Genomic DNA, 21,581 nt, shown 5'->3' with positions numbered 1-21,581 from the left:
GGGTGGTGGAACGGCGGCGTCAGTCGGTGGCCAGGAACACGTTCTTGGTCTCGGTGAACGCCTGCGGGGCGTCCGGGCCGAGCTCCCGGCCGAAGCCGGACTGCTTGAAGCCGCCGAAGGGCGTCCAGTAGCGCACCGAGGCGTGCGAGTTGACGGAGAGGTTCCCGGCCTCGACGGCGCGGGACACCCGCAGCGCGCGGCCGACGTCCCGGGTCCAGATCGACCCGGAGAGCCCGTACTCGGTGTCGTTGGCGATCCGCACGGCGTCCGCCTCGTCCTCGAACGGCACCACGGCGAGCACGGGGCCGAAGATCTCCTCCCGGAACACCCGGGAGTCCGGGGACGGGGTGAGCACCGTCGGCGGGAACCACCAGCCGGGGCCCTCGGGGGCGGTCCCGCGAAAGGCGACCCGGGCGTCGTCGTCGGCGAGGAAGCCGGCCACGGAGTCCCGGTGCGCGGCGGAGACCAGCGGGCCCATCCGCGTGCCCTCGTCCCACGGGTCCCCGCAGGCGAAGTCCCGCACGGCGGGCTCCAGCAGCTCCAGGAATCTCTCCAGCACGGAGCGCTGGACCAGCACGCGGGAGCGGGCGCAGCAGTCCTGGCCCGCGTTGTCGAGGGCGCCGGCGGGGGCGGACGCGGCGGCCTGCTCCAGGTCGGCGTCCGCGAAGACGATGTTGGAGTTCTTCCCGCCCAGCTCGAGGGTCAGGCGCTTGACCTGCTCCGCGCAGCCGGCCATGATCCGCCGGCCCACCTCGGTGGAGCCGGTGAACACGACCTTGCGGACGGCGGGGTGGGTCACGAAGCGCTCCCCCACCACCGAGCCCCTGCCCGGCAGTACGGTGAGCACGCCCTCGGGCAGACCCGCCTCCAGCGCCAGCTCCCCGAGCCGGATCGCGGTCAGCGGGGTGAGCTCGGCCGGCTTGAGCACCACCGTGTTGCCGGCGGCGAGCGCCGGGGCGAAGCCCCACGCGGCGATCGGCATGGGGAAGTTCCAGGGCACGATCACGCCCACCACGCCCAGGGGCTCGTGGAAAGTGAGGTTGACCCCGCCCTGGACGGGGATCTGCCGCCCCGAGAGCCGCTCGGGCGCCCCGGAGTAGTAGGTCAGCACGTCCCGGACGTTGCCCGCCTCCCAGCGGGCGTTGCCGATGGTGTGCCCCGCGTTGCGGACCTCCAGGGCCGCGAGGTGCTCGAGGTCGGCGTCCACCGCGTCGGCGAAGCGGCGCAGCAGCCGGGCGCGGTCGGCGGGGGCGACGGTCCGCCAGGTCTCGAAGGCCCGCCGGGCCCGTTCGATCGCCGCGTCCGTCTGCTCCAGGGAGGTCAGCTCGACGGTGCCGACGACCTCCTCCGTGGCGGGGTCGATGATCTGCGTGGTGGTCATGGGATGCGGGTGTCCTCTCGCTGTGGAGCGTGCTCTGCCCGGCCGGTCCCCCCGGGGCTGTCGTGCCGGGCGCTGTGCTGCCGGGCGCGGTCCTGCGCGTAGCCGTGGGCCACACGGACGAACCCCTCGAAGAGCCGGGAGTCCTTCCGGTTCTCCTCGGGGTGGAACTGCACGCCGAGCGTCCAGCCGCCCTCGGTGGTCTCCACGGCCTCGACCGTCCCGTCCTCGGCGCGGGCGGTCACCACCAGGCCCTCGGCCACCGTCTCCAGGGCCTGGTGGTGGTAGCACGGGGACCACGCCGTCTCGCCCAGCAGCTCGCGGCAGCGACTGCCCGGCTCGGTGGCGAACTCGACCTCGCCGTACCGGCCCGGTCCGGGCTGGTAGCGCGCGGCGTTCGCGTTGACGTCCGGCAGGTGCTGGATCAGCGTGCCGCCGAGCGCCACGTTGAGGATCTGGGCGCCGCGGCAGATCGCGAACAGGGGCACCCCGCGCTCCAGGGCCGCCCGGGTCAGGGCGAGGTCGTGCTCGTCGCGGGAGGGCTGGGACGAGGTCAGCTCGTGCCGGTCGGCGCCGTAGAACCGCGGGTCCACGTCCACGCCGCCGATGACGACCAGCCCGTCCACGAGCTCGAGCACCCCCGGGTCCGTGCCCACCGGGGGCAGCAGCAGGGGCGTGCCCCCGGCCGCCGCGACGGCCTCCACATAGGCGCCCGGGACGATCGCCGCCACGGAGCTCCAGACCCCCCAGGAGCCCTCCTGGTAGTAGGTGGTCAGCCCGATCCGCGGCCGGTACCCGGGCCTGCCCGGCTCAGAGGCGCTCGAAGCCACGGCGCAGCTCCCAGTCGGTGACGGCGGCCTCGAAGGCCGCCAGCTCCACGTCGGCGTAGTGCACGTAGTGCTCGACGACGTCCTCGCCGAACAGCTCCCGTGCGAGCTCCGAGCCGTCCAGCAGGTCCCGGGCCTCGCGCATGGTGGAGGGCACCACGGGGGCGTCGGACTCGTAGGCGTTGCCCTCGGTCATCGGCTCCAGCTCGAGCTCCTGCTCCACGCCGTGCAGCCCGGAGGCGAGCATCGCGGCCAGCGCCAGGTACGGGTTCACGTCCCCGCCGGGGAGGCGGTTCTCCATCCGGGCGGACTGCCCGCTGCCCACGAGGCGCACGGCGCAGGACCGGTTGTCCACGCCCCAGGCCACCGAGGTGGGGGCGAAGCTGCCCTCGACGAAGCGCTTGTACGAGTTGATGGTGGGGGCGTAGAACAGGGTGAACTCGCGCATGGTCCGCAGCACCCCGGCGATGAAGTGCTCGTAGGTGCGGGACCGGGCGTTCCGCTCGCGGTCCCAGAAGACCAGTTCGCCGTCCGGTCCGCGCAGGGACATGTGGATGTGGCAGGAGCTGCCCTCGCGCTCGTTGGGCTTGGCCATGAAGGTGATGGACTTCCCCTGCTGGTGGGCGATCTGCTTCGACGCCAGCTTGTAGACCACGTGGTTGTCCGCGGTGACCATGCCCTCGTCGTAGCGGAACGCGATCTCGTGCTGGCCCAGGTTGCACTCGCCCTTCGCGGACTCCACGGTCAGCCCGGCCGCGTACATGGCGTTGCGGATCTCCCGCAGCAGCGGCTCGACCCGCTGGGAGCCCAGCACGGAGTAGTCCACGTTGTACTGGTTGGCCGGGACCAGGTTCCGGTAGCCGGCGTCCCAGGCGTCCTCGTAGCTCGTGTTGTAGACGCAGAACTCCAGCTCGGTGCCGGTGACCATGGTGAAGCCCATGTCCCGGGCGCGGTCGAGCTGGCGGCGCAGCATGGACCGCGGGGACATCGGGATGGGCTGCCCGCCGTGGCCGGTGAGGTCGCACTGGATGAGGACCTGGCCGGGGTTGTGCGGCATCAGCCGGATCGTGTCGAGATCACAAGCGAACTCCATGTCCCCGTACCCGGAGGACCAGCTGCTGATCGAGTACCCGCCCACGGTGTTCATCTCCGTGTCCACGGCCAGCAGGTAGTTGCAGCCCTCGGCGCCCTCGTCGAGCACCGAGTCGAGGAAGAACTGCGCGTGGTTGAGCTTGCCCTGGAGCCGGCCCTGCATGTCGGTGAAGGCCAGGACCACGGTGTCCACGAGCCCGTCGGCCACGTGCTGCCGCAGCTGCTCGACGGTGAGCATCCGGTCGTTGCGCGGGTGCTGAGGAGTCTGGGTCATGGGTCCGGTCCTTCGTCGCTGGAATCGCTGGGAACGCTGGGGTGCTGGGGTCGCTGGGCAGGGAGTCGGGCGGGACGGGGTCAGTGCAGGTCCGCCTCGGCGGTGCGGATCTGCGCGAACTCCTCCTCGGGGGCGTGGCCCACGAGGCGGTGGCGGCTGTAGAACCAGTAGTAGGCGAGGAAGACGACGAACACGAGCGCGGTGATGGACGCGGCGAGCACGTCGACCAGGAACGTGGCGACCACGGCCACGAGCGCCAGCACCAGGGCGATGCCGGTGGTGACCACGCCGCCCGGGGTGCGGTAGCCGCGCGGGAGGTCCGGCTCGCGCAGCCGCAGAACGATGTGGGAGAGGTTCAGCAGCACGTAGGAGACGGTGGCGCCGAAGACCGCGATGTTGATGAGCAGTCCGCCGTCGCCCGTCACGGCCGCGAGCACGAAGCCCACGGTGCCGGGCACGATGAGGGCGACCCACGGGGTCCGGCGCCTGCCGGTCAGCGAGAGGAACCGGGGCAGGTACCCCGCCCGGGAGAGCGCGAACAGCTGCCGGGAGTAGGCGAACATGATGGAGAAGAAGCTCGCGACCAGCCCGGCCAGGCCCGCGTAGTTGACGATGTTCGCCATCGCGCTGTCCGCCCCGGCGACCGTGCGGATGGCCTCCGGCAGCGGGTTGTCCGAGGTGCTCATCGCCTCCGACCCGGCCGCGCCGGGCACCAGGACCAGCATGAGCGCGCCCGAGACCAGCAGGAAGGCCATGGCCACGATGATCCCGCGCGGCATGTCCCGGCGGGGGTCGGCGGTCTCCTCGGCGGCCAGCGGCACGCCCTCGATCGCCAGGAAGAACCAGATCCCGTAGACCAGGGCCGCCATCGCCCCCGCGTAGCCCATGGGCAGGAACGCGCTCGCCCCCGCGGCGTCGTTCGGGACGATGTCGAAGAGGTTGGCGGCGTCGAAGTGCGGCACGAGCGCGACGACGGTCACCCCCAGCGCGAGGACCGCGACCACGGTGATCCCGAACATCAGCTTGAGCGCCTCGCCCACCCCGTACATGTGGATGCCCATGAACACCAGGTAGGTCACGAGGTACACGGGCCAGGAGTTGGTGATCCCGAACAGGCCCAGCGCCTCGATGTAGCCGCCGATGAACGTGGCGATCGCCGCCGGGGCCACGGCGTACTCGATGAGCACGGCCATCCCGGTGGCGAAGCCGCCGAGGGGGCCGAGCGCCCGGCGGGCGAAGCCGTACCCGGCGCCCGCCGTGGGGAGGGTGGAGGAGAGCTCGGCGAGGCCGAAGACCATGCAGGTGTACATGAGGCCCATGAGCACGAAGGCGATGAGCAGCCCACCCCACCCGCCCTCGGAGAGCCCGATGTTCCAGCCGGAGAAGTCCCCGGAGATGACGTAGGCGATGCCCAGGCCCGCGAGCAGGACCCACCCGGCGGCGCCGGAGCGGAGCTGGCGGTGCTGGAAGTACTCGTCGGTGCGGGTGGGCTGTGCTGGGGATTCGGGCATGGGACGATCCCTCCGGGATTCCACAAAGGTCTGAAAACAGACGTTTGGCGCGAGTGGTCACAGTCTGTGGGCTGCCCCGTGCCCCGTCAAGACCCCGCGGGGCGCGGCCGGGCGGCCGCCGGGCCGGGCACGGACCGCGTCGCGGTGGAGCCGGCCCCCCGGATGCCGCAGAATGGTGGGCATGAACCAGACCACGTCCTCAGCCACTGACCGCCCCGGCCGCGCCCGCTCCTGGGCCCTCATCGCCATCACGGCGGGCTTCCTCGTCTCCGCCGCCCTGATCATCGCGGTGGGCGTGGTCGCCATCGACCTCACCCACTAGGACCTCGGCCGGCCGTCCCGGCCGGAGGCAGCGGCGCGCCGTCCGGACCGGGCGGCGCGCCGCTGCTGCTCGTGGCCCCGTCCGGCGCGGAGGGCGGGGTCCCGCCGGAGGCGGTCCCCGGGGACCGTGACACCATGGGCGCACGTCGCACCGCAGGGAGGAGCGCCACCGTGAGCGATCCCGTCCAGCACCCCCGCATCCGGCCCGTGCGCCAGGGCAACGCCTTCGAGGAGGCCGTGGAGCGGATCCTCGACTCGATCCGGCTCGGCCTGTTCCGCCGGGGCGAGCGGCTCCCGCCCGAGCGGGAGACCGCGGCGATGCTCGGCATCTCGCGCGCCACGCTCCGGGAGGCCCTCCACGAGCTCCAGGTCGCCGGGGTCCTGGAGGTGGTCCGGGGCCGGTACGGCGGGACCTTCGTGACCGGTCGCACCGCCCTGCCGGACGAGGCCCTCCCCCCGGTGGACCCCGCGGACGTCGAGGACGTGCTCGTGTTCCGCGCCGTGGTCGAGCCCGCCGCGGCGGAGCTGGCCGCGGCGGCGTCCCTCAGTGCGGCCGCCCGGGAGCACCTGCTCGCGTGCCTGCGGCAGGTCGAGGAGAGCGCCCCGGAGGACTACCGCCCCGCCGACGCACGCTTCCACATCGCGGTGGCCGAGCTGGGCGGCTGTCCCAGCCTGGTCCGCGCCGTCGCGGAGGTGCGCTCGCGGGCCAGCGACCTGCTGGACCGGATCCCCGTCCTGCCGGTCAACCTCGAGCACTCCGACCGTCAGCACCGCGAGCTCACCGACGCCGTCCTGGCCGGCGACGCCCCCGCCGCCCGGGCCGCCTCCCTCGCCCATCTGGAGGGCACGGCCGCGCTGCTGCGCGGCTTCCTCGGGCACGCCGGGCAGTCCGACGACGACGCCCCCGGGGACGACCGCGGCCCGGTGTGACCCGCCGCCCGAGCAGCGGCCCGGTCAGGACGCGCCCGGCCCGTCAGCCGGTCGTTCAGCCGGTCAGACGAACAGCGCGGTCACCCGCGTGAGGGTCATCGTCACTCCGTAGGCGAGCGGGACCCCGACGAGGACCCAGCCCAGTGCCAGTCGTGCACGGCTCATGTCATGCCTCCTTCGGGGAGAGCTCGGTGTCGGACGTGCGCGGGGACTCGGTGCCGGCCTTCCCGGAGGCCTCGGCGCCGGACGCCGCGGTCCGGCGCTCGGGCTCGTGGTACTTGGCGTCCACGGGCTTGACCAGGAGGTTGGCGACGAAGCCGACGACCAGCAGGCCGACCATGGTCAGCAGCGCCGGCTGGTACGCCTGCGCCGTGAGCTCCCCGGGGGTGCCCTGGGCGTCGAGGAACGCGTTGACGATGAGGGGCCCGGCGATGCCCGCGGCGGCCCACGCCGTGAGCAGGCGGCCGTGGATGGCCCCCACCTGGAAGGTCCCGAAGAGGTCCCGCAGATAGGCCGGCACCGTGGCGAAGCCGCCGCCGTAGAACGAGATGATGACGAAGGCCAGCAGCACGAACAGCAGCGTGGAGGTCGAGCCGAACAGCGCCAGCACGGTGTAGAGGACCGCCCCGACACCGAGGTAGACCATGTAGATGCGCTTGCGGCCCAGCACGTCCGAGGTGGTGGACCACACGAAGCGCCCGCCCATGTTGCCGATGGACAGCAGGCCCACGAAACCGCCGGCCACGGCGGCCGTCACGAGGGAGGCGCCGTCCGCCTGGCGGAAGAAGTCCTGGATCATGGGGGCGGCCTGCTCGAGGATGCCGATGCCGGCCGTCACGTTGCAGAACAGCACGATCCACACCAGCCAGAACTGCCGGGTGCGGATGGCGTTGCGGGCCGAGACGTGGTTCTTCGTGACGAGGGCCTTCGACTCGACCTTCGAGGGCTCGAACCCCTCGGGCTTCCAGTCCTCCGCCGGAACCTTGATCGTGAACGCGCCGAAGAGCATGTAGGCGAGATAGACGACCGCGAGGGTCAGGAACAGCTTGCCGACGGCGTTCCCGCTCGCCACCCAGCCCTCGGTGCCGGAGTTCGGGTCGTAGAAGTTGAGCAGGGCCGCGGAGAGGGGGCTGGCGATCAGCGCGCCGCCGCCGAAGCCCATGATCGCCATGCCCGTGGCGAGCCCGGGGCGGTCGGGGAACCACTTGATCAGCGTGGAGACGGGCGAGATGTAGCCGATGCCCAGGCCGATGCCGCCGATGACCCCGTAGCCCAGGTAGACGAGCCAGAGCTGCTCGGTGAAGATGCCGAGCGCGCCGACCAGGAACCCGCCGGACCACAGCAGCGCCGCGGTGAACATGGCCCTGCGCGGCCCGCCGGTGTCCACCCACGTCCCGAAGACGGCGGCGGACAGGCCCAGCATGACGATGGCGATGGAGAAGATGATGCCGATCTGGGTCAGGCTCGCGTCGAAGTGCGCCACCAGCGCGTTCTTGTACACGCTGGTGGCGTAGGCCTGACCGATGCACAGGTGCACCGCGAGGGCGGCCGGCGGTATGAGCCAGCGGTTGAATCCCGGTGGTGCCACCGAGTGCTGCCGATCAAGCCATCCCATGCCCCGACTCCTCATCTGGTGCGGACACTGCGCGAAGGGCGCGTCCGGGACGGAATTCGCACGTCCCGGACGCGCCCAAGGGTGAAGCATGTCACACGGACGGGAGAACTGGAAAGCAACCTGCCGACCGGCCGCGCCGGAGCGGGCCGGAGCGGGCCGGAGCGGGCCGGAGCGGGCCGCTCATCCTCCGCGCAGGGCCCGCCACGCACGCCGCCAGAAGGCGAGGAAGCCCTTCTCCGCCACGACCTGCTCGAGCCGTTCGATCTGCCGGGTCTGGGCGCGGACCACTTCCAGGAGCTCGTGCGCGAGCTCCTCGGCGGCGTCCAGCCTCCGGTGCAGGGCGCCGGCCTCCTCCGCCGCGGCCCGCCGCAGGTAGAGCGGCAGGCCGATCCCGTGCTCCGCGCTCCACTGCCTGAGATGGCGCTCGCGCACCGCCGCCTCGCCCCGCGCCAAGGCGCGCCCGTCGGTCCGGTCCCGCCGGGCGGTCGGGCGCGCGGGGAGCAGGCCCACGGTGAACGTCTCCAGGAAGCGGAGCACGAACTCCCAGCGCTCCGCGGCGCCGATGGTCTCGTCGTAGTCGCCCAGCACCCCGTGCACCGCGCGCCGGTACAGGAACGGCGCGTCGACCGCGGTGCGGTCGCCGTCCAGCACGTCGGTGAGGGTGAGGGCCTCCCGGTCCGTCGGCACGAGATTCCGTCCCGGCCGACCGGCCGGTACGTCTCGGCCGGTCCCGGGCGGATTCTCGGTTGGCACCACGACCCCGTCGTCGGTCACGAGGGGATCCTCGAGGTGCGCCACGGCGCGCTGCAGGAGCTCGGGCGGCCAGGGCTCCGAGCCGTCGTGCAGGACGACGAGTTCAGACTCCCCTGCCCGCAGCCCACGGTTGGCGGCCGCCGCGGCACCGAGGGCCCTGCGGTGGTGGAGGACCGTCGCGCGCCCCGCGAGCTCGTCCCGGCGCGGCGCCAGGACCGCGTCCACCTCGGCGGGGTTCCCGCCGTCGTCCACGAGGACCAGTCGCCAGTCGGTGAACGTCTGCGCCAGGAGGTCGTCGACGGCCCGGCCCAGGCGCGCCGGGGCGCCGTGGTGCCGCAGCAGGACCGCGACGGTGGGCCGTTCGGGCGGCACCGCGGGAACGGTGTACCGGCGGCGGAGGGCACGCACCACCGGGGCACCGACCCCGCGCGGCACCGCCACCGTTCCTACCGCGGGCCGGGGCTCCTGACCGCGGAGCGCCCCGGCCACGTCGTCCCACCACCGGGCCGCCGCTTCCCGGACCGCCGGCTCGGCGTCCGCCAGCGCGGCGCGCACCGCCCCCCGGTGCTCCACGGCCTCCGCCGCCCACTGCTGGAGGGCCGCACGGGTGTCCCACGCCACGTCGCCGGGGGTGAGCAGCGCCGCCAGGGGAACGACGGCACCTTCCAGCCCCCAGCGGCTCAGCACGCCGTTCATGTCGTCCATGGAATATTTGTCCGGACCCACCGGGAGGACGACGGCCCGTGCCGCGAGGCCGAGGGCCGCACCGCGGGAGCAGGTGGTCAGGACCCAGTCCGCCCGGAGCGCCTCCGTGCCGGCCTCTCCCGGAGCCGCGCGCACCCGGTGGACGTCGCCCGGAAGCAGCGCGGCCACGTCCGCCGCGAACTCCTCGTCGGCCGGGGCGCCGCCGCATGCCAGGAGCGTGACCGCTGCGCCCGTCCGGTGCACCAGCGCGTCCAGCAGGGCGGCGAGCACGGGGGCGAGCCGCTCCGGCGGGAAGGGACCGGCCGGCCGCCGCACTGCGGCGAGGATCCGCGGCGGCCCCGCCGGCGCCCCCGGCTCCTCCGCCGACCCGCCCAGCTCGTCCTGCCGCTCGGCCCGTCCGTCCGGATCCGCCGACTCCGCGGACGGCCCCTCCCACTCCTCCTGCGCCCGCCCGGCCGGGGAGCTCCACTCTCCTGGGCGACGTGTCGGCCCGTCCTGCTCGAGCGGCCGGGCCGGGGCGGCGGGACGCGGGAGGAGGAGCGCGTCCTCCCAGCCGACGCGCAGGCCGGGGTGCTCGGGGCACAGCCGGCGGGCCACCGCCAGGGACGTCTCGTCCCGCAGCCCCACGAGGGAGGCGACCGGGAGGAGCCGGCGCACGATCTCCTCCGGGACGGCATCGGGGTCGAGGGCCAGGCCGGTGACGACGACCGGCCGGCCCGCCGCCGCAGCGGCCCTCGCCCGGTCGAGCCAGAGGAGCAGCCCGGTGTCGCCCACGGGAGCATCCGCCCCGAGACCGGCCAGCAGGAGCGCCTCCGCCTCGGACCGCGGTGCGGGATCGCCGCCTGCGGGCCCGTGCTCCCGGAGGCCCTCCTCCCCTGCGGTCGTGAGCACCGGGTCCGCCCCCGGATCGAGGAGCCGGGGGGCGAGGCCGCGCAGGGAGAGCTCCTCGAGGATTCCGCGGAGCTCGCGAGCCGCTCCCGGCCGGAGTCCCTGCCCGCCCGATCCCGGGAGAACGTCGGTGTGCATGACGGTGCGGACCTTTCCTCGACCGGTGCGGGCTCCCCCATTCTTCCAGCCGCACCGCTTCCGCCGGCCCCGACCCCGGCACGGCCCGTCGGGCGGCGTGCGGTGTGCGAAGTTGCAGGTCCGCACGGAATCGCCTTGCCCGCGCGCGGGCGGGTCCGCCACTGTGGAGGAACACACTGCACCATCTCCGCCGGCGGCGACCGCACGGAGGACCCCCTGCCCCGATGGCCCCCGCCACACCGCCCTGTATTCCACAAAGGACATATGGGCGTTCGGCGCCGGTCCCGCCGCAGGACACGGCCCTCCCGCTGCCGGAGCGGACCGGCGATCCCCGGCCGCGGAGATCCCGCCCACCTCACAGCGGGAGACGTCGAGGAGCCCCACCATGTTGAACGCCGCCGTGATCAGCCCCCAGCCCATGACGCGCATCGCGATGCAGCGCGAGGCCCTCGAGCACCCCGAGCACGGCGTGCGCGTGAGCGCGGTGGCGGGCAGCGTCCCGGAGTTCCTGGCCGAGAACCCGGCCGAGGAGATGGTGGTCCTGCTGAGCCTGAACACCCTGGACGGCCGCAACCTCGTGCAGAACGTCACGGACCTCACCGCGCAGGAGCACACCGTGGTGGTGCTGGTGCCGCCGGACGACCTCGCCCGGGTCCGGTCCGCCTTCACCTGCGGGGCGGCCGGTGCCGTGGGCAAGTGGGAGCCCATCCGGACCGTCTTCCGCACCATGCGGCTCTCCCGGCAGCTGGGCCACTTCGTGAGCGACGTGCTCCAGTCGGCTCTGGCCGAGCTGCCCAGCAGAGCTCCCGCGAAGCTCTCCGCCCGGGAGCGCCAGGTGCTCGCGCTCTACGTGGACGGACTCCAGGAGCAGGAGGTGGCCGCGCTGCTGGAGATCGCCGAGTCCACGGTGGAGGAGCACCTCAAGCGGATCCGCCGCAAGTACGCCGCGGTGGAGCGGCCGGCCCGCACCAAGCTCGAGCTCTACAAGCGGGCCATCGAGGACGGGATCATTCCCCCGGTGCTGCCGCTCGCCTGAGCACCGGATCGGACGTTCCCCGCGTCCACGGGCCGTCCCGTCCGGCCCACGCCCGTCCGGCCCACGCCCGTCCGACCCACGCCCGGCCAGGTGCGCCCGGACCGTCGTGCCCGGACCGTTGTGCGCGGACCGTTGTGCGCGGACCGTTGTGCCGGGCCGGGGACGCTCCTACCCTGGAGACAGCACCACTGTGCGCCGTTCCGCATCCCCCCGCACCGGAACTCCAGCCCCGGCGGGGTCGAGCGCCCGGACCGCTCCGAGTCCGCCCGTGACCCTTCCGGCATCGCCGACGACGGTCCGCGCACCGCCGTCGAGCACGAGCACCAGCCCGGGGGCGCGCGCCCCCGCCCACAGGAAGCCAGCCCCATGAATGCCGTGGACCGCGGGGAGCACGACCAGGAGATCGCCCGAGAGCTCGAGAGGCTGCGCACCCATCTCACCGGGACGCTGGTCGAGCCCGACGACCCGCTCTACGACGAGGCGAGACGGGTCTGGAACGGCATGGTCGACGTGCGGCCCCGCGCTGTCGTGCAGGCCGGCGCGGTGTCCGACATCGACCCGGTGCTGGCCGCCGCGCAGCACACGGACCTGCCGCTGGCGGTCCGCGGCGGCGGGCACAACGTGGCCGGCCACGGCACCGTGGAGGGCGGGCTCGTCCTGGACCTCGGCGCGCTGCGGCGGGTCGAGGTGGACCCGGGGACCCGGCGCGTGACCGTGGAGCCGGGCGCCACCCTGGCCGACGTCGACCGCGCGACCGTCCCGCACGGTCTCGCAGTGCCCCTCGGCGTGGTGAGCGCCACCGGGGTCGCGGGCCTGACCGTGGGCGGGGGCGTCGGCTGGCTGACGCGCAGCAACGGCCTGAGCCTCGACAACCTCGTGGACGCCGAGGTGATCACCGGGACCCGGGAGCACCTGCACGCCAACGCGGAGCACAACCCGGACCTGTTCTGGGGGATCCGCGGCGGCGGGGGGAACTTCGGCGTCGTGACCTCCTTCACGTTCCAGGCCAGGGAGCTGCCCGCCTCCGTGCTCGGCGCCGCCTCGGAGATCACCTGGTTCGGCACGGGCATCGACATCCACCACATGGAAGGGTTCTTCGGGCGCGTGCCCGCCGGCGCCACCGCCTTCCCCAACCGGTCCGCGCGCTACTGGCTCAACGTCTACGGCTACTGGCCGGACGCCGCCGACGACGCCCGCCTCACGGCGTTCGCCCGGAAGGCCCACGCCGCCGTGGAACCGTTCGCCGACGCCGGCCTCTACGTGAACTTCCTCGGTGCCGAGCACGGCCCCGTCACGCCCGAGGCCGCGCGGCAGGCCTACGGGGAGCGGACGCACCGGCGTCTCGTCGAGCTGAAGAACCGCTACGACCCGGGCAACCTGTTCCGGCTCAACCACAACATCCTGCCGAGCGTCGCCTGACGCGAGGCGTCAGGGCGCGCCGAGCAGCCGGAGCACGGCCGCCGCGACCGCCCCCAGCACCACCACCAGCAGGAACGGGGCCCGCAGCATCAGGGCCGTTCCCGCCACGAGCAGCGCGCCCAGCCGGGCGTCCAGCACCAGCTCCTGGCCGGAGCCGAGCGCGTTCATGACCACGAGCGCGGCGAGCAGGCCCACGGTGACGGTGCCGGCCATGCGCCCGACGCGCGGGTCGTCCAGCACACGGTCCGGCACGAGGTAGCCGACGAGCTTCAGGGCGTAGGCGAGCGCGCACGCCCCGAGCACCCAGAACCACATGCTCACGCCTCCGCCCCCTCGGCGCCGGGGCCGGACGCCGCGCCGGACGGGGCCGGCCCGGGACCGCGGGAGCGGCCCAGGAACGCGGCGACCACGGCGGCCACGAGGATCGGCAGGCCCGCCGGCAGCACCGGGATCGTCAGGGCCGTGACGAGGCCGCAGACCACCGCGACCGCCACGGGCTCCCGGGCGCTCAGCCGCGGCCACAGCAGGCCCAGGAACGCGGCCACCGCGGCGCCGTCCAGGCCCCACCGCGCGGGATCGCCGAGGGCGTTGCCCAGCAGGGCGCCCAGCACGGTGAACAGGTTCCAGAGCGCGAACACGCCCAGGCCCGCGGTCCAGAAGCCCCGCCGCTCCTCGACGGGGTGCACCTGGGAGGACGCGGCCGCGTTGGACTCGTCGATGGTCACGTGCGCGGCGAGGAGCCGGCGCCAGCCCCGCGGGCGGACGAGGGCGTTCATGCTCATCCCGTAGACGGCGTTGCGGATCCCGAGCAGCGTGGCGGCGCCCAGCGCCGAGGCCCCGGCCCCTCCGCCCGAGACCACGCCGATGAAGGCGAACTGGGAGCCGCCCGTGAACATGAGCGCGGACAGGGCGACGGTCTGCCAGAAGGTCAGTCCCGCCGCCACGGACAGGGCGCCGAAGGAGATGCCGTACAGCCCGGTGGCCACGGACACGGACAGCCCGATCCGGACCGCCGGCGAGGACCGCCAGTCGACCGGAGCCGCGTGGCTCACGAGGCGCCTCCGGGAACGGCGGAGACCCCGCCCGTGCCCGCCTCGGCCGCAGCCGGGGTCTCGGCCGGGCTCTCGTGCGGCGCCGCCGGGGCGCGGCGCCCCTGGGCGGCGTCGAGGGCGTCCAGGGCCTGGACGAGGGCGAGGTGGGTGAAGGTCTGCGGGAAGTTGCCGGTCATCCGCCGCTGCTCGGGCGACCACTCGGTGGAGAGCAGCCCGAGGTCGTTGGCGCGGGACAGCACGGAGTCCACGAGCTTCCGGGCGCTGTCCGTGCGGCCCGAGCGCGCGTACTGGGCGGCGAGCCACAGGGACGCGCCGAGGTGCGGGTTGTCCTGGCCGGGGAAGCCGTCCACCCCGATGACCCCGGCGTACGCGTCGGGGTCATCGGGGTCCACCGGGCCCAGGACGTTGCGGTAGCGGTGGATGAGCCCGCTGGGGTGCCGCAGCTCCTCCTCGATCCGCCGCACGGTGCCGAGCATCCGCTCGTCGTCGTAGGCCACGAACCCCACCTGCGGCAGCTGGAGCAGGGAGGCGTCCACGGTCTTCGCCCCGTAGTACTGCACGAAGGAGCCGACCTCGGGGTCGTAGCCGCTGGTCCAGATCTCCTCCGCGAGGGCGTCCCGCAGCTGCTCCCACAGCTGCGCGTCGCCGGGCAGGCCGTGCACGCGCACGGCGTCCACGCCGCACTGGAGCGCCGCCCACATCAGCACGCGCGAGTGCGTGTAGTACTGCCGTTCGCCGCGCATCTCCCAGAGGCCCTGGTCCGTGACCTCGTAGTTCTCCACGACCGAGCGCAGCATCGCCTGCTGCAGGGGCCAGGAGAGGTGGTCCTCCACGGCGCCGCGCCGGCGGAGCTTCTCGAACACCACCATGACGTGCCCCACGGCGTCCGACTGGTGCTGGCCCGCGGCGCCGTTGCCCTCGCGGACCGGCCGGGAGCGCTCGTAGCCGGGCAGGTCGAGCTGGTGCTCGCGCCCGCGGCGCTCCCCCGCGACCCCGTAGATGTTCTGCAGGTCGTGCGGGTCGCCCGCCACGGCGCGCAGGAGCCAGTTGCGCAGCTGGGCGGCCTCGCGGTCGTGGTCGTGGTCGAGCATGACCTCGAGGGCCATCGCGGCGTCCCGCAGCCAGGCGAAGCGGTGGTCCCAGTTGCGCTCCCCGCCCACCACGTCCGGCAGGGACGTGGTGGGGGCGGCCACGAGCCCGCCCGTCTCCTGGTGCATCAGCGCCCGCACCACGAGCAGCGAGCGCCGGACCACGTCCGAGCGCCGGGCCACGGCGTGGCCGCGGACCGGGACGATGTGCACCGGCTCGTCCTCCCCGACGGCCGGCGGGGAGTACAGCCCGGACCAGTCCTGCCACAGCTCCACGGTCCGGGTGAGCTGCTCGTTGACGTCGACCGGCGCCGGGGGCGTGCGGTGGGACGGGAAGTGCGTGAGGACGAAGTCCCGTGCCTGGCCGGCGGAGACGGTGAAGGTCCCGCGGTGGCGGCGCTCGTCGTCGTCGTCCGTGGACTCGGGGAGGGGCTCACCGCGCAGGACGAGGGCGTCCGGGCCGGCCATGGCCACGAGCATGGGGGGCGCGGGGTCGCCGCCGCCGGGGTCCTCCTCCCCCTCGAAGCGGCTGACCCAGGGGACCACGGCGCCGTAGCCGAAGCGCACCCGCAGCTCGTGGTACATCTCGACCTCGCCGGTGAGGCCCTCGACGCGGCGGACCACGTCCGTGCGGGAGGTCAGCGGGAGGAAGTCGGTCACGCGCACGGACCCCGAGTCGGTGACCCACACGGTCTGCAGCACGAACGTGTTCTCCACGTAGAACCGCTCGGCGACCTGGGCGCCGCTGTCCTCCTCGTCGAGGACCTCGCCGTCGGCCCCCTCCGCGACCGTGCACGCGGGGGCGAGCAGCCACCGCCCGTGGTCGGGCTCCCCCAGCAGGGCGCCGAAGACCGAGGGGGAGTCGAACCGGGGCGCGCACAGCCAGTCGATGGACCCGGTGCGGGAGACGAGCGGACCCGTGCGCATGTTCGAGAGCAGGGCGTAGTCCTCGATCAGTGAAGCCATGCCTCAAGATTGGCACATCGCCGGGCCGCGGCGGACCGGCCGCTTGAGCTATACCCCCAAGGGGTATACAGTGGCTGCAGGACGACCGAGGAGGACCCATGACCCAGACCCCGCCGCACGGGTACACCCAGGACAAGGACGCGTACCTCAAGCGCCTGCGGCGCATCGAGGGCCAGGTCCGGGGCATCCACCGGATGGTCGAGGAGGACAAGTACTGCATCGACGTCCTCACCCAGATCTCCGCGATCCAGTCGGCTCTCAAGGCCGTGAGCCTGGGCCTGCTGGACGAGCACCTGAGCCACTGCGTCGTGGGCGCCGTCGAGGCCGCCCAGGAGTCCGGGGACGTCACGAGTGTCGACGACAAGCTCCAGGAGGCGTCCGCGGCCATCGCGCGCCTGCTCAAGAGCTGACCCACCCCGCTGAACCACCCCACCGAAACCCCGAGGAGCCCATCGTGCAGACCACCGTCAACGTTTCCGGAATGACCTGCGGCCACTGCGTCAGGTCCGTCACCGAGGAGCTCACCGAGCTGGAGGGCGTCGAGTCCGTCGACGTCGACCTCGTGGCCGGCGGGGTCTCCCCCGTGGTCGTGACGTCCACCCGCGAGCTGTCGGCGGCCGAGATCGAGGAGGCCGTCGAGGAAGCGGGGTACACCGTTGCCTGAGACCCGCACGCCCGTCCCCACCGAGGTCGCCGGGCCCCTGCGCACCCTCGAGCTCGAGATCACGGGCATGACGTGCTCCTCGTGCGTCAGCCGGGTCGAGAAGAAGCTGGGCAGGCTCGACGGCGTCGACGCCTCCGTCAACCTCGCCCTCGAGACCGCCACCGTCCACGTCCCCGCGGGCGTGAGCGACCAGCAGGTCGTCGAGACGGTCGAGAAGGCCGGGTACGGGGCCGTCCTCAAGAACGCGCCCGGGGGCGACGACGCAGGCGGCCCGGACGGCTCCGACGCCATGGCCCGGGTCGCCGGGCGCGAGGCGTCCTCGCTGCGCTCGCCCGAGTCCCTGCGCCGGCGCCTCCTCGTGGCGGCCGCGCTCTCCCTCCCGGTGTTCGTGATCTCGATGCTGCCCGGCTTCCAGTTCCCGCACTGGGGCTGGGTGGTCGCGGCCCTGAGCCTGCCGGTCGTGACGTGGGCGGCGTGGCCGTTCCACCGCTCGGCGGCGGTCAACGCCCGGCACCTGACCTCCACCATGGACACCCTCGTGTCCCTGGGCGTGTCCGCCGCGTACCTGTTCTCGCTGTGGAACCTGCTGCGCGAGCCCGGCATGACGGCCGGCGCGATGCTCGGCCACGCGATGGACATGAGCGGGCACCAGCTCTACTTCGAGACCGGCGCCCTGGTCACCGCGTTCCTGCTGCTGGGCCGCTACCTGGAGGCCCGGGCGAAGGCCCGCTCCGGCGAGGCGCTGCGCGCGCTGCTGGAGCTCGGCGCGAAGGACGCGGTGGTCCTGCGGGACGGCGTGGAGACGAGCGTGCCCGCGGAGCAGCTGCGCCGGGGGGACCTGGTCGTCGTGCGCCCCGGCGAGAAGATCGCCGCCGACGGCGTGGTCGTGGACGGCCGCTCGGCCGTGGACACGTCCCTGCTCACCGGCGAGTCCCTCCCGGTGGAGGTGGAGGTCGGCGACACCGTCACCGGCGCCACGATCAACACCAACGGCCGGCTGCTGGTCGAGGCGACCCGCGTGGGCGCCGACACCACCCTGGCCCAGATGGGCCGGATGGTGTCCCGGGCGCAGGCGAGCAAGGCCCCCGTGGCACGGCTGGCCGACCGGATCTCCGGGGTCTTCGTCCCGGTCGTCCTGGTGATCGCCCTCGCCACGCTGGCCGGCTGGCTCCTGCTGACCGGGGACGTGAACGCGTCCTTCGTGGCCGCGGTCTCCGTGCTCGTGATCGCCTGCCCCTGCGCCCTCGGCCTGGCCACCCCCACGGCCCTGCTCACGGGCACGGGGCGCGGCGCGCAGCTGGGCATCCTGATCAAGGGCGCCGAGGTGCTCGAGGACACCCGCACCGTGGACACCGTGGTGCTGGACAAGACGGGCACCGTCACGAGCGGGCAGCTCTCCGTGGCGGCAGTGACGCCCGTGTCCGGGTACTCCCGGGACCAGGTGCTGGACCTCGCGGCCACCGTGGAGCAGCACTCCGAGCACCCCATCGCGCGGGCGGTGGCCGCGGCCACCCCGCACCGGTTCCCGGTCTCCGGGTTCGTCTCGGCCCCCGGCGGCGGCGTCCGCGCGCACGTGGCGGACGGGATGCACTCCCGCTCGGTGGTGGTCGGGCGCACCACGTGGCTGTCCGAGAACGGCGTGCGCCTGGACGGCGCCCAGCTCGACGCGCTGCGCCGCGCCCAGGAGGGCGGGTTCACCACGATCCTCGTGGCCGTCGACGGGGCCCTCGTCGGCTTCGTCGACCTGCGCGACACCGTCAAGGACGACGCCCGCGAGGCGGTCGCCCGGCTCAAGGAGCTGGGCCTGCGGCCCATGCTGCTGACCGGCGACAACGAGCCCGTGGCCCGGGCCGTCGCCGCAGAGGCGGGCATCGCCGCCGAGGACGTCGTGGCCGACGTCAGCCCGGAGGGCAAGGTCGCGGTGGTCCGCGACCTCCAGGACGACGGCCGCGTGGTCGCCATGGTGGGCGACGGGGTCAACGACGCCGCGGCCCTGGCGCAGGCCGACCTCGGGATCGCGATGGGCGCCGGCACGGACGCGGCGATCGAGGCCGCGGACATCACGGTGGTGCGCAGCGACGTCGGGTCGGTGCCCACGGCCATCGCCCTGTCCCGCCGGACCCTGTCGATCATCAAGTCGAACCTGTTCTGGGCCTTCGCCTACAACACGGTGGCCATCCCCGTGGCCGCCGCGGGGCTGCTCAACCCCGTGATCGCGGGTGCCGCCATGGCCTTCAGCTCCGTGTTCGTGGTGCTGAACTCGCTGCGGCTGCGGAGCTTCGGCCGCTGAGCCCGCCGGACGCGACGACGCCCCGGGAAGGACCATCGGCCCTTCCCGGGGCGTCGTGCGTTGTGTCAGGCGCTGGTCCGGGGTCAGACGGAGCCCGGGTCGACCGGGCTCTCCTCGTTCTCCTCGAGCTCGGGCACCTCGGACTTGTGGTCCTCCTGGGCCACGTCCGTGGGGTCCTCGTCGGCGCCGTCCTCCTGCTGGTCGGCCATCCGCTGCTGGACCTTGCGCTCGAACTCCTCGTCGCCCTCGGTGGGCGGTTCCGGCTGCTGGCTCATGCTGGTTCCCGTCGTCCGGTCTCGAGCAGGGCGCGGGTTCGGGCCCTGCTGCTCAGGTGCCGTCCCAATCTACCCAGCGCCCGGCCGGACGCGACAGGGCTGTCCACCGGAGCGGGTCCCTCCCGGGAGCGCGCAGGGCCCCGGAACGAGCGGGACCCCCGGGCGCGCGGGGTCCGGCTCGTTCGGGGGCCTCAGGCAGGCGGGATGCTCAGGCGCGCGGGGCGGGGCCGTCGTCGTCCGGGCCGTCCGCCGGGGCGGAGCCGTCGGCGGGGCGGCGGCCGAGGAGGTCCTCGCCCTCGGTGTCGGGCCGGACGCGCTGGCCGAACTCGGCCTCGCCGGGGGGCCGCGCGGCGGCCTGCCGCCGGGCCCGGGCCTCGGCGTAGAGCTTGGCCGAGGAGCGGTTGACGCCCGTGCCCGCGCCGAGGTGGGGGTCGTTGGGCTTCTCGACGATCATCAGCGTGGCGCTGATCACGAGCGTCACGATGAACGCGATGCCGGCGGCGATGAAGGCGAGGTCCAGGCGCAGGGCGTTGTCCGTGCCGCCGCTGGCGAAGATGCCCACGGCGACGAACGCGATCGCCGCGAGCACGGCGGACAGGATCAGGGGGCCCTTGACGTCGGCCCGGAAGCCGCCTCTCGAGCCCTTGCGCTGTGCCACTGGTCCTCCTCGTGAGCTGATGTCCCCGGCGGGGCCGGGGCCTGCCGTGCGGTAGCCCAGTCTACGCGGTCCCGGCGGGGGCCCGTCCCCGGCGGTCCTCGTGCCGGAGCGTGAGGGCGGCCAGCAGGTGGGTGACGCCGATGACCACCGCGGCGGCCCCCACCACCCCGAAGAGCGCCTTGGGGCCGAGGTCCACCACGAGCACGAGACCGGTGGCGGCGAGGACCGTGACCAGCCCGGCGATGGTCCAGTCGCGGCCCAGCGGGAAGGTCGTGCGGAACTTCAGCCCGAGCGCCAGCTCCGTGAGCCCGGCCAGGCCCATGATGGACGCCGCGTAGACCACGAGCCACGCGGGGGTGTCGGCGCCGAGGATCGTGAAGACCCCGCCCAGGAGGTACAGCACGCCGTAGGACTGCGGGATCTGCCGGGTGGGGCCCATGTCCACGTGGTCGTTGCCGTTGAGGCGCAGCTGCAGGAGCACGCTCGCCGCGCCCGTGAGCACGAGGTACAGCCCCACGCCCCAGGCCACCACGGGCAGCGTCGGCTCCTGCCAGAACACGGTCACGGCGCCGAACACCAGCGCCACGAGCGCGCGCAGCAGCGTGGGCGCGAACAGGTCGCGGTGGATGCCGGTGCTCGGGTCGGGGTTCACGGTGCGCCTTTCGGGAACGTGCTCGCGGGAGGGCCCCGGCGGGGAGACCCCCGGGGCACCGGCCAGTCTAGCGACCGCGTGCGGGGCCGGGCGCCGAGAGCACCCGGGCCAGGACCGCGAGGGCGTCCGGCAGGGCGTCCCCCTCCGGGGCGGCACCGGTGGCGCCGAAGCCGACGACGACGCCGCGGCGGCCACCCCCCGCGCCGTGCGCCCAGTACGAGCCCAGCGCCGCCACCCGCACGCCCGCGGCCGCGGCCCGGTCCACGACGTCCTGCTCCGCCAGGGGCACCTCCCCGGTGAACTCGAGGACGGCGTGCAGCCCCCCGTCCATGGGCACGGCCCGCACCCCGTGGACCCCGGCGAGGGCCGCGGTGAGCAGGTCCCGCCGGCGCCGGTACTCCCGCCGCATCCGGGCGGTGTGCCGGCGCAGGCCGCCGTCGGCCAGGAAACGGGCCATGGCGTCCTGGGCGACCGCGGAGGCCGGGTTGCCCAGGTCCGTGCGCAGCCGCAGCAGGTCCTCCCGGAGGGCGGGCGGGGCCAGCAGGTAGCCGACCCCCAGCCCGGGCGCGAGGACCTTGGTGAAGGAGCCCAGCGTGGCCACGTGGCCGCCGGCGCCGAGCAGCCGGCCGGGGGCGGGGGGCTCCGGGACGGCGCCCGGGGCGTGGTCGAGGGAGGACAGCGCGGGCAGCGGCTCGCCCACGTAGCGCAGCTCGGAGTCGTAGTCGTCCTCGACGATCAGCGCGTCGTGGGCGCGCGCCCAGCCGAGCAGCTCGAGCCGGCGGGCGGCGGGCATCGACGCCCCGAGGGGGTACTGGTGGCTGGGGGTGACGATCACGGCGTCCGGGGGCCGCTCGATCTCCCACTCCCCCGGGCCGGCCCACGCCCCGGACGGCAGCCGGGCGGGGTCGAGGCCCTGGTCGTCGATCGGCACCGGCAGCACCTCGTGGCCGAGCCGCTCCGGCACCCGGCGCAGCGAGGGGTAGCCGGGGTCCTCGACGGCGACGCGCAGCCCGCGGCCCGCGTGGCCGCCGAGCACCGCGAGCAGCAGC

At 74.1% G+C, this 21,581-nt stretch carries 20 protein-coding genes; 7 read left to right on the top strand and 13 right to left on the bottom strand.

Translation table 11 applies throughout. From position 1 onward, the window contains the following. Positions 1-19 precede the first annotated feature (19 nt). The 4 genes from CRM73_RS04095 to eat all read right to left on the bottom strand — a co-directional run bounded on the left by CRM73_RS04095 (position 20) and on the right by eat (position 5,082). A complete protein-coding gene (locus tag CRM73_RS04095) occupies positions 20-1,381 on the bottom strand; it encodes an aldehyde dehydrogenase (RefSeq protein ID WP_035925432.1) in 1,362 nt (453 codons plus the stop codon). Further along, positions 1,378-2,208 (bottom strand): gamma-glutamyl-gamma-aminobutyrate hydrolase family protein, encoded by an 831-nt coding sequence (locus CRM73_RS04090; RefSeq protein ID WP_109243031.1) that lies wholly within the window; start codon positions 2,206-2,208, stop codon positions 1,378-1,380. The genes CRM73_RS04095 and CRM73_RS04090 overlap by 4 nt, the downstream gene beginning before the upstream one ends. Further along, positions 2,189-3,571: a glutamine synthetase family protein gene (locus tag CRM73_RS04085; protein WP_095649884.1), complete on the bottom strand. Its 1,383-nt coding sequence runs from the start codon at positions 3,569-3,571 to the stop codon at positions 2,189-2,191. Before CRM73_RS04085 ends, CRM73_RS04090 begins: the two co-directional genes overlap by 20 nt. 80 nt (positions 3,572-3,651) lie before the next feature. Further along, on the bottom strand, positions 3,652-5,082 hold the full coding sequence (gene eat / locus CRM73_RS04080; protein WP_035925423.1) for an ethanolamine permease: 1,431 nt from the start codon (positions 5,080-5,082) through the stop codon (positions 3,652-3,654). 181 nt (positions 5,083-5,263) lie between these two features. On the opposite strand from eat, the gene CRM73_RS04075 reads away from it, so the two are divergent. Continuing rightward, on the top strand, positions 5,264-5,404 hold the full coding sequence (locus CRM73_RS04075; protein ID WP_154676740.1) for a hypothetical protein: 141 nt from the start codon (positions 5,264-5,266) through the stop codon (positions 5,402-5,404). A 170-nt stretch (positions 5,405-5,574) separates the two neighbouring features. Further along, positions 5,575-6,333: a FadR/GntR family transcriptional regulator gene (locus CRM73_RS04070; RefSeq protein WP_017832965.1), complete on the top strand. Its 759-nt coding sequence runs from the start codon at positions 5,575-5,577 to the stop codon at positions 6,331-6,333. 166 nt (positions 6,334-6,499) lie between these two features. On the opposite strand, the gene CRM73_RS04065 is transcribed toward CRM73_RS04070, so the two are convergent. Further along, positions 6,500-7,948 carry an OFA family MFS transporter gene (locus tag CRM73_RS04065; RefSeq protein WP_109243032.1) on the bottom strand — a complete coding sequence of 483 codons (1,449 nt, stop codon included), beginning with the start codon at positions 7,946-7,948 and terminating at the stop codon, positions 6,500-6,502. A gap of 180 nt (positions 7,949-8,128) precedes the next feature. Then, entirely contained in the window at positions 8,129-10,432 is a 2,304-nt protein-coding gene (locus tag CRM73_RS04060) for a glycosyltransferase (protein WP_109243033.1), read from the bottom strand. A gap of 385 nt (positions 10,433-10,817) precedes the next feature. Here CRM73_RS04060 and CRM73_RS04055 point away from each other — a divergent pair, with 385 nt between their 5' ends. Together CRM73_RS04055 and CRM73_RS04050 are read left to right on the top strand one after the other, a co-directional pair. Continuing rightward, a complete protein-coding gene (locus CRM73_RS04055; RefSeq protein ID WP_109269226.1) occupies positions 10,818-11,468 on the top strand; it encodes a LuxR C-terminal-related transcriptional regulator in 651 nt (216 codons plus the stop codon). Between the two features lie 366 nt (positions 11,469-11,834). After that, on the top strand, positions 11,835-12,887 hold the full coding sequence (locus CRM73_RS04050; protein WP_229586909.1) for an FAD-binding oxidoreductase: 1,053 nt from the start codon (positions 11,835-11,837) through the stop codon (positions 12,885-12,887). Positions 12,888-12,896: 9 nt separating this feature from the next. On the opposite strand, the gene CRM73_RS04045 is transcribed toward CRM73_RS04050, so the two are convergent. From CRM73_RS04045 to CRM73_RS04035, 3 genes are read right to left on the bottom strand one after another with little or no spacing between them, the layout of a single operon-like run. Further along, positions 12,897-13,208, bottom strand: a complete 312-nt coding sequence (locus CRM73_RS04045; RefSeq protein ID WP_109221831.1) for an AzlD domain-containing protein — start codon at positions 13,206-13,208, stop codon at positions 12,897-12,899. Beyond that, a complete protein-coding gene (locus tag CRM73_RS04040; protein WP_109221832.1) occupies positions 13,205-13,939 on the bottom strand; it encodes an AzlC family ABC transporter permease in 735 nt (244 codons plus the stop codon). Before CRM73_RS04040 ends, CRM73_RS04045 begins: the two co-directional genes overlap by 4 nt. Then, positions 13,936-15,993 (bottom strand): glycoside hydrolase family 15 protein, encoded by a 2,058-nt coding sequence (locus CRM73_RS04035; protein WP_229586907.1) that lies wholly within the window; start codon positions 15,991-15,993, stop codon positions 13,936-13,938. The genes CRM73_RS04040 and CRM73_RS04035 overlap by 4 nt, the downstream gene beginning before the upstream one ends. Before the next feature lie 98 nt (positions 15,994-16,091). Here CRM73_RS04035 and CRM73_RS04030 point away from each other — a divergent pair, with 98 nt between their 5' ends. The 3 genes from CRM73_RS04030 (at position 16,092) to CRM73_RS04020 (ending at position 18,947) form a co-directional block, all read left to right on the top strand. Continuing rightward, the gene (locus CRM73_RS04030) at positions 16,092-16,403 is read left to right on the top strand and encodes a metal-sensitive transcriptional regulator (protein ID WP_017832956.1); all 312 of its coding nucleotides are present in this window, start codon (positions 16,092-16,094) and stop codon (positions 16,401-16,403) included. Positions 16,404-16,447: 44 nt separating this feature from the next. Further along, positions 16,448-16,657 carry a heavy-metal-associated domain-containing protein gene (locus CRM73_RS04025; RefSeq protein ID WP_017832955.1) on the top strand — a complete coding sequence of 70 codons (210 nt, stop codon included), beginning with the start codon at positions 16,448-16,450 and terminating at the stop codon, positions 16,655-16,657. A gap of 67 nt (positions 16,658-16,724) precedes the next feature. Next, entirely contained in the window at positions 16,725-18,947 is a 2,223-nt protein-coding gene (locus tag CRM73_RS04020; protein WP_229586927.1) for a heavy metal translocating P-type ATPase, read from the top strand. Between the two features lie 83 nt (positions 18,948-19,030). Here the strand turns inward: CRM73_RS04020 and CRM73_RS04015 are convergent, their stop codons facing one another. The 4 genes from CRM73_RS04015 to CRM73_RS04000 form a co-directional block, all read right to left on the bottom strand. Continuing rightward, positions 19,031-19,222 (bottom strand): hypothetical protein, encoded by a 192-nt coding sequence (locus CRM73_RS04015; RefSeq protein WP_017832953.1) that lies wholly within the window; start codon positions 19,220-19,222, stop codon positions 19,031-19,033. Positions 19,223-19,430: 208 nt separating this feature from the next. Next, positions 19,431-19,880 carry a hypothetical protein gene (locus CRM73_RS04010; protein WP_017832952.1) on the bottom strand — a complete coding sequence of 150 codons (450 nt, stop codon included), beginning with the start codon at positions 19,878-19,880 and terminating at the stop codon, positions 19,431-19,433. 61 nt (positions 19,881-19,941) lie between these two features. Next, complete coding sequence (locus tag CRM73_RS04005) at positions 19,942-20,532, bottom strand: DUF308 domain-containing protein (RefSeq protein WP_017832951.1); 591 nt, start codon at positions 20,530-20,532, stop codon at positions 19,942-19,944. 67 nt (positions 20,533-20,599) lie between these two features. Beyond that, positions 20,600-21,581, bottom strand: a 982-nt coding sequence (locus tag CRM73_RS04000; RefSeq protein ID WP_229586905.1) for a PLP-dependent aminotransferase family protein, incomplete at its 5' end; no start/stop codon positions are given.

Origin of the sequence: Kocuria sp. CCUG 69068, assembly GCF_020833785.1 — a bacterium.
Taxonomy (GTDB): domain Bacteria; phylum Actinomycetota; class Actinomycetes; order Actinomycetales; family Micrococcaceae; genus Kocuria; species Kocuria rosea.
This window is presented reverse-complemented; position numbering and strand designations above follow the sequence as displayed.

Bases quoted from the DNA above. Each gene is read 5' to 3' on its own strand.
- eat (WP_035925423.1), bottom strand. From the start codon at position 5,082: ATGCCCGAATCCCCAGCACAGCCCACCCGCACCGACGAGTACTTCCAG.
- CRM73_RS04065 (WP_109243032.1), bottom strand. From the start codon at position 7,948: ATGGGATGGCTTGATCGGCAGCACTCGGTGGCACCACCGGGATTCAAC.
- CRM73_RS04055 (WP_109269226.1), top strand. From the start codon at position 10,818: ATGTTGAACGCCGCCGTGATCAGCCCCCAGCCCATGACGCGCATCGCG.
- CRM73_RS04060 (WP_109243033.1), bottom strand. From the start codon at position 10,432: ATGCACACCGACGTTCTCCCGGGATCGGGCGGGCAGGGACTCCGGCCG.
- CRM73_RS04030 (WP_017832956.1), top strand. From the start codon at position 16,092: ATGACCCAGACCCCGCCGCACGGGTACACCCAGGACAAGGACGCGTAC.
- CRM73_RS04015 (WP_017832953.1), bottom strand. From the start codon at position 19,222: ATGAGCCAGCAGCCGGAACCGCCCACCGAGGGCGACGAGGAGTTCGAG.
- CRM73_RS04050 (WP_229586909.1), top strand. From the start codon at position 11,835: ATGAATGCCGTGGACCGCGGGGAGCACGACCAGGAGATCGCCCGAGAG.
- CRM73_RS04020 (WP_229586927.1), top strand. From the start codon at position 16,725: ATGACGTGCTCCTCGTGCGTCAGCCGGGTCGAGAAGAAGCTGGGCAGG.
- CRM73_RS04035 (WP_229586907.1), bottom strand. From the start codon at position 15,993: ATGGCTTCACTGATCGAGGACTACGCCCTGCTCTCGAACATGCGCACG.
- CRM73_RS04085 (WP_095649884.1), bottom strand. From the start codon at position 3,571: ATGACCCAGACTCCTCAGCACCCGCGCAACGACCGGATGCTCACCGTC.
- CRM73_RS04075 (WP_154676740.1), top strand. From the start codon at position 5,264: ATGAACCAGACCACGTCCTCAGCCACTGACCGCCCCGGCCGCGCCCGC.
- CRM73_RS04095 (WP_035925432.1), bottom strand. From the start codon at position 1,381: ATGACCACCACGCAGATCATCGACCCCGCCACGGAGGAGGTCGTCGGC.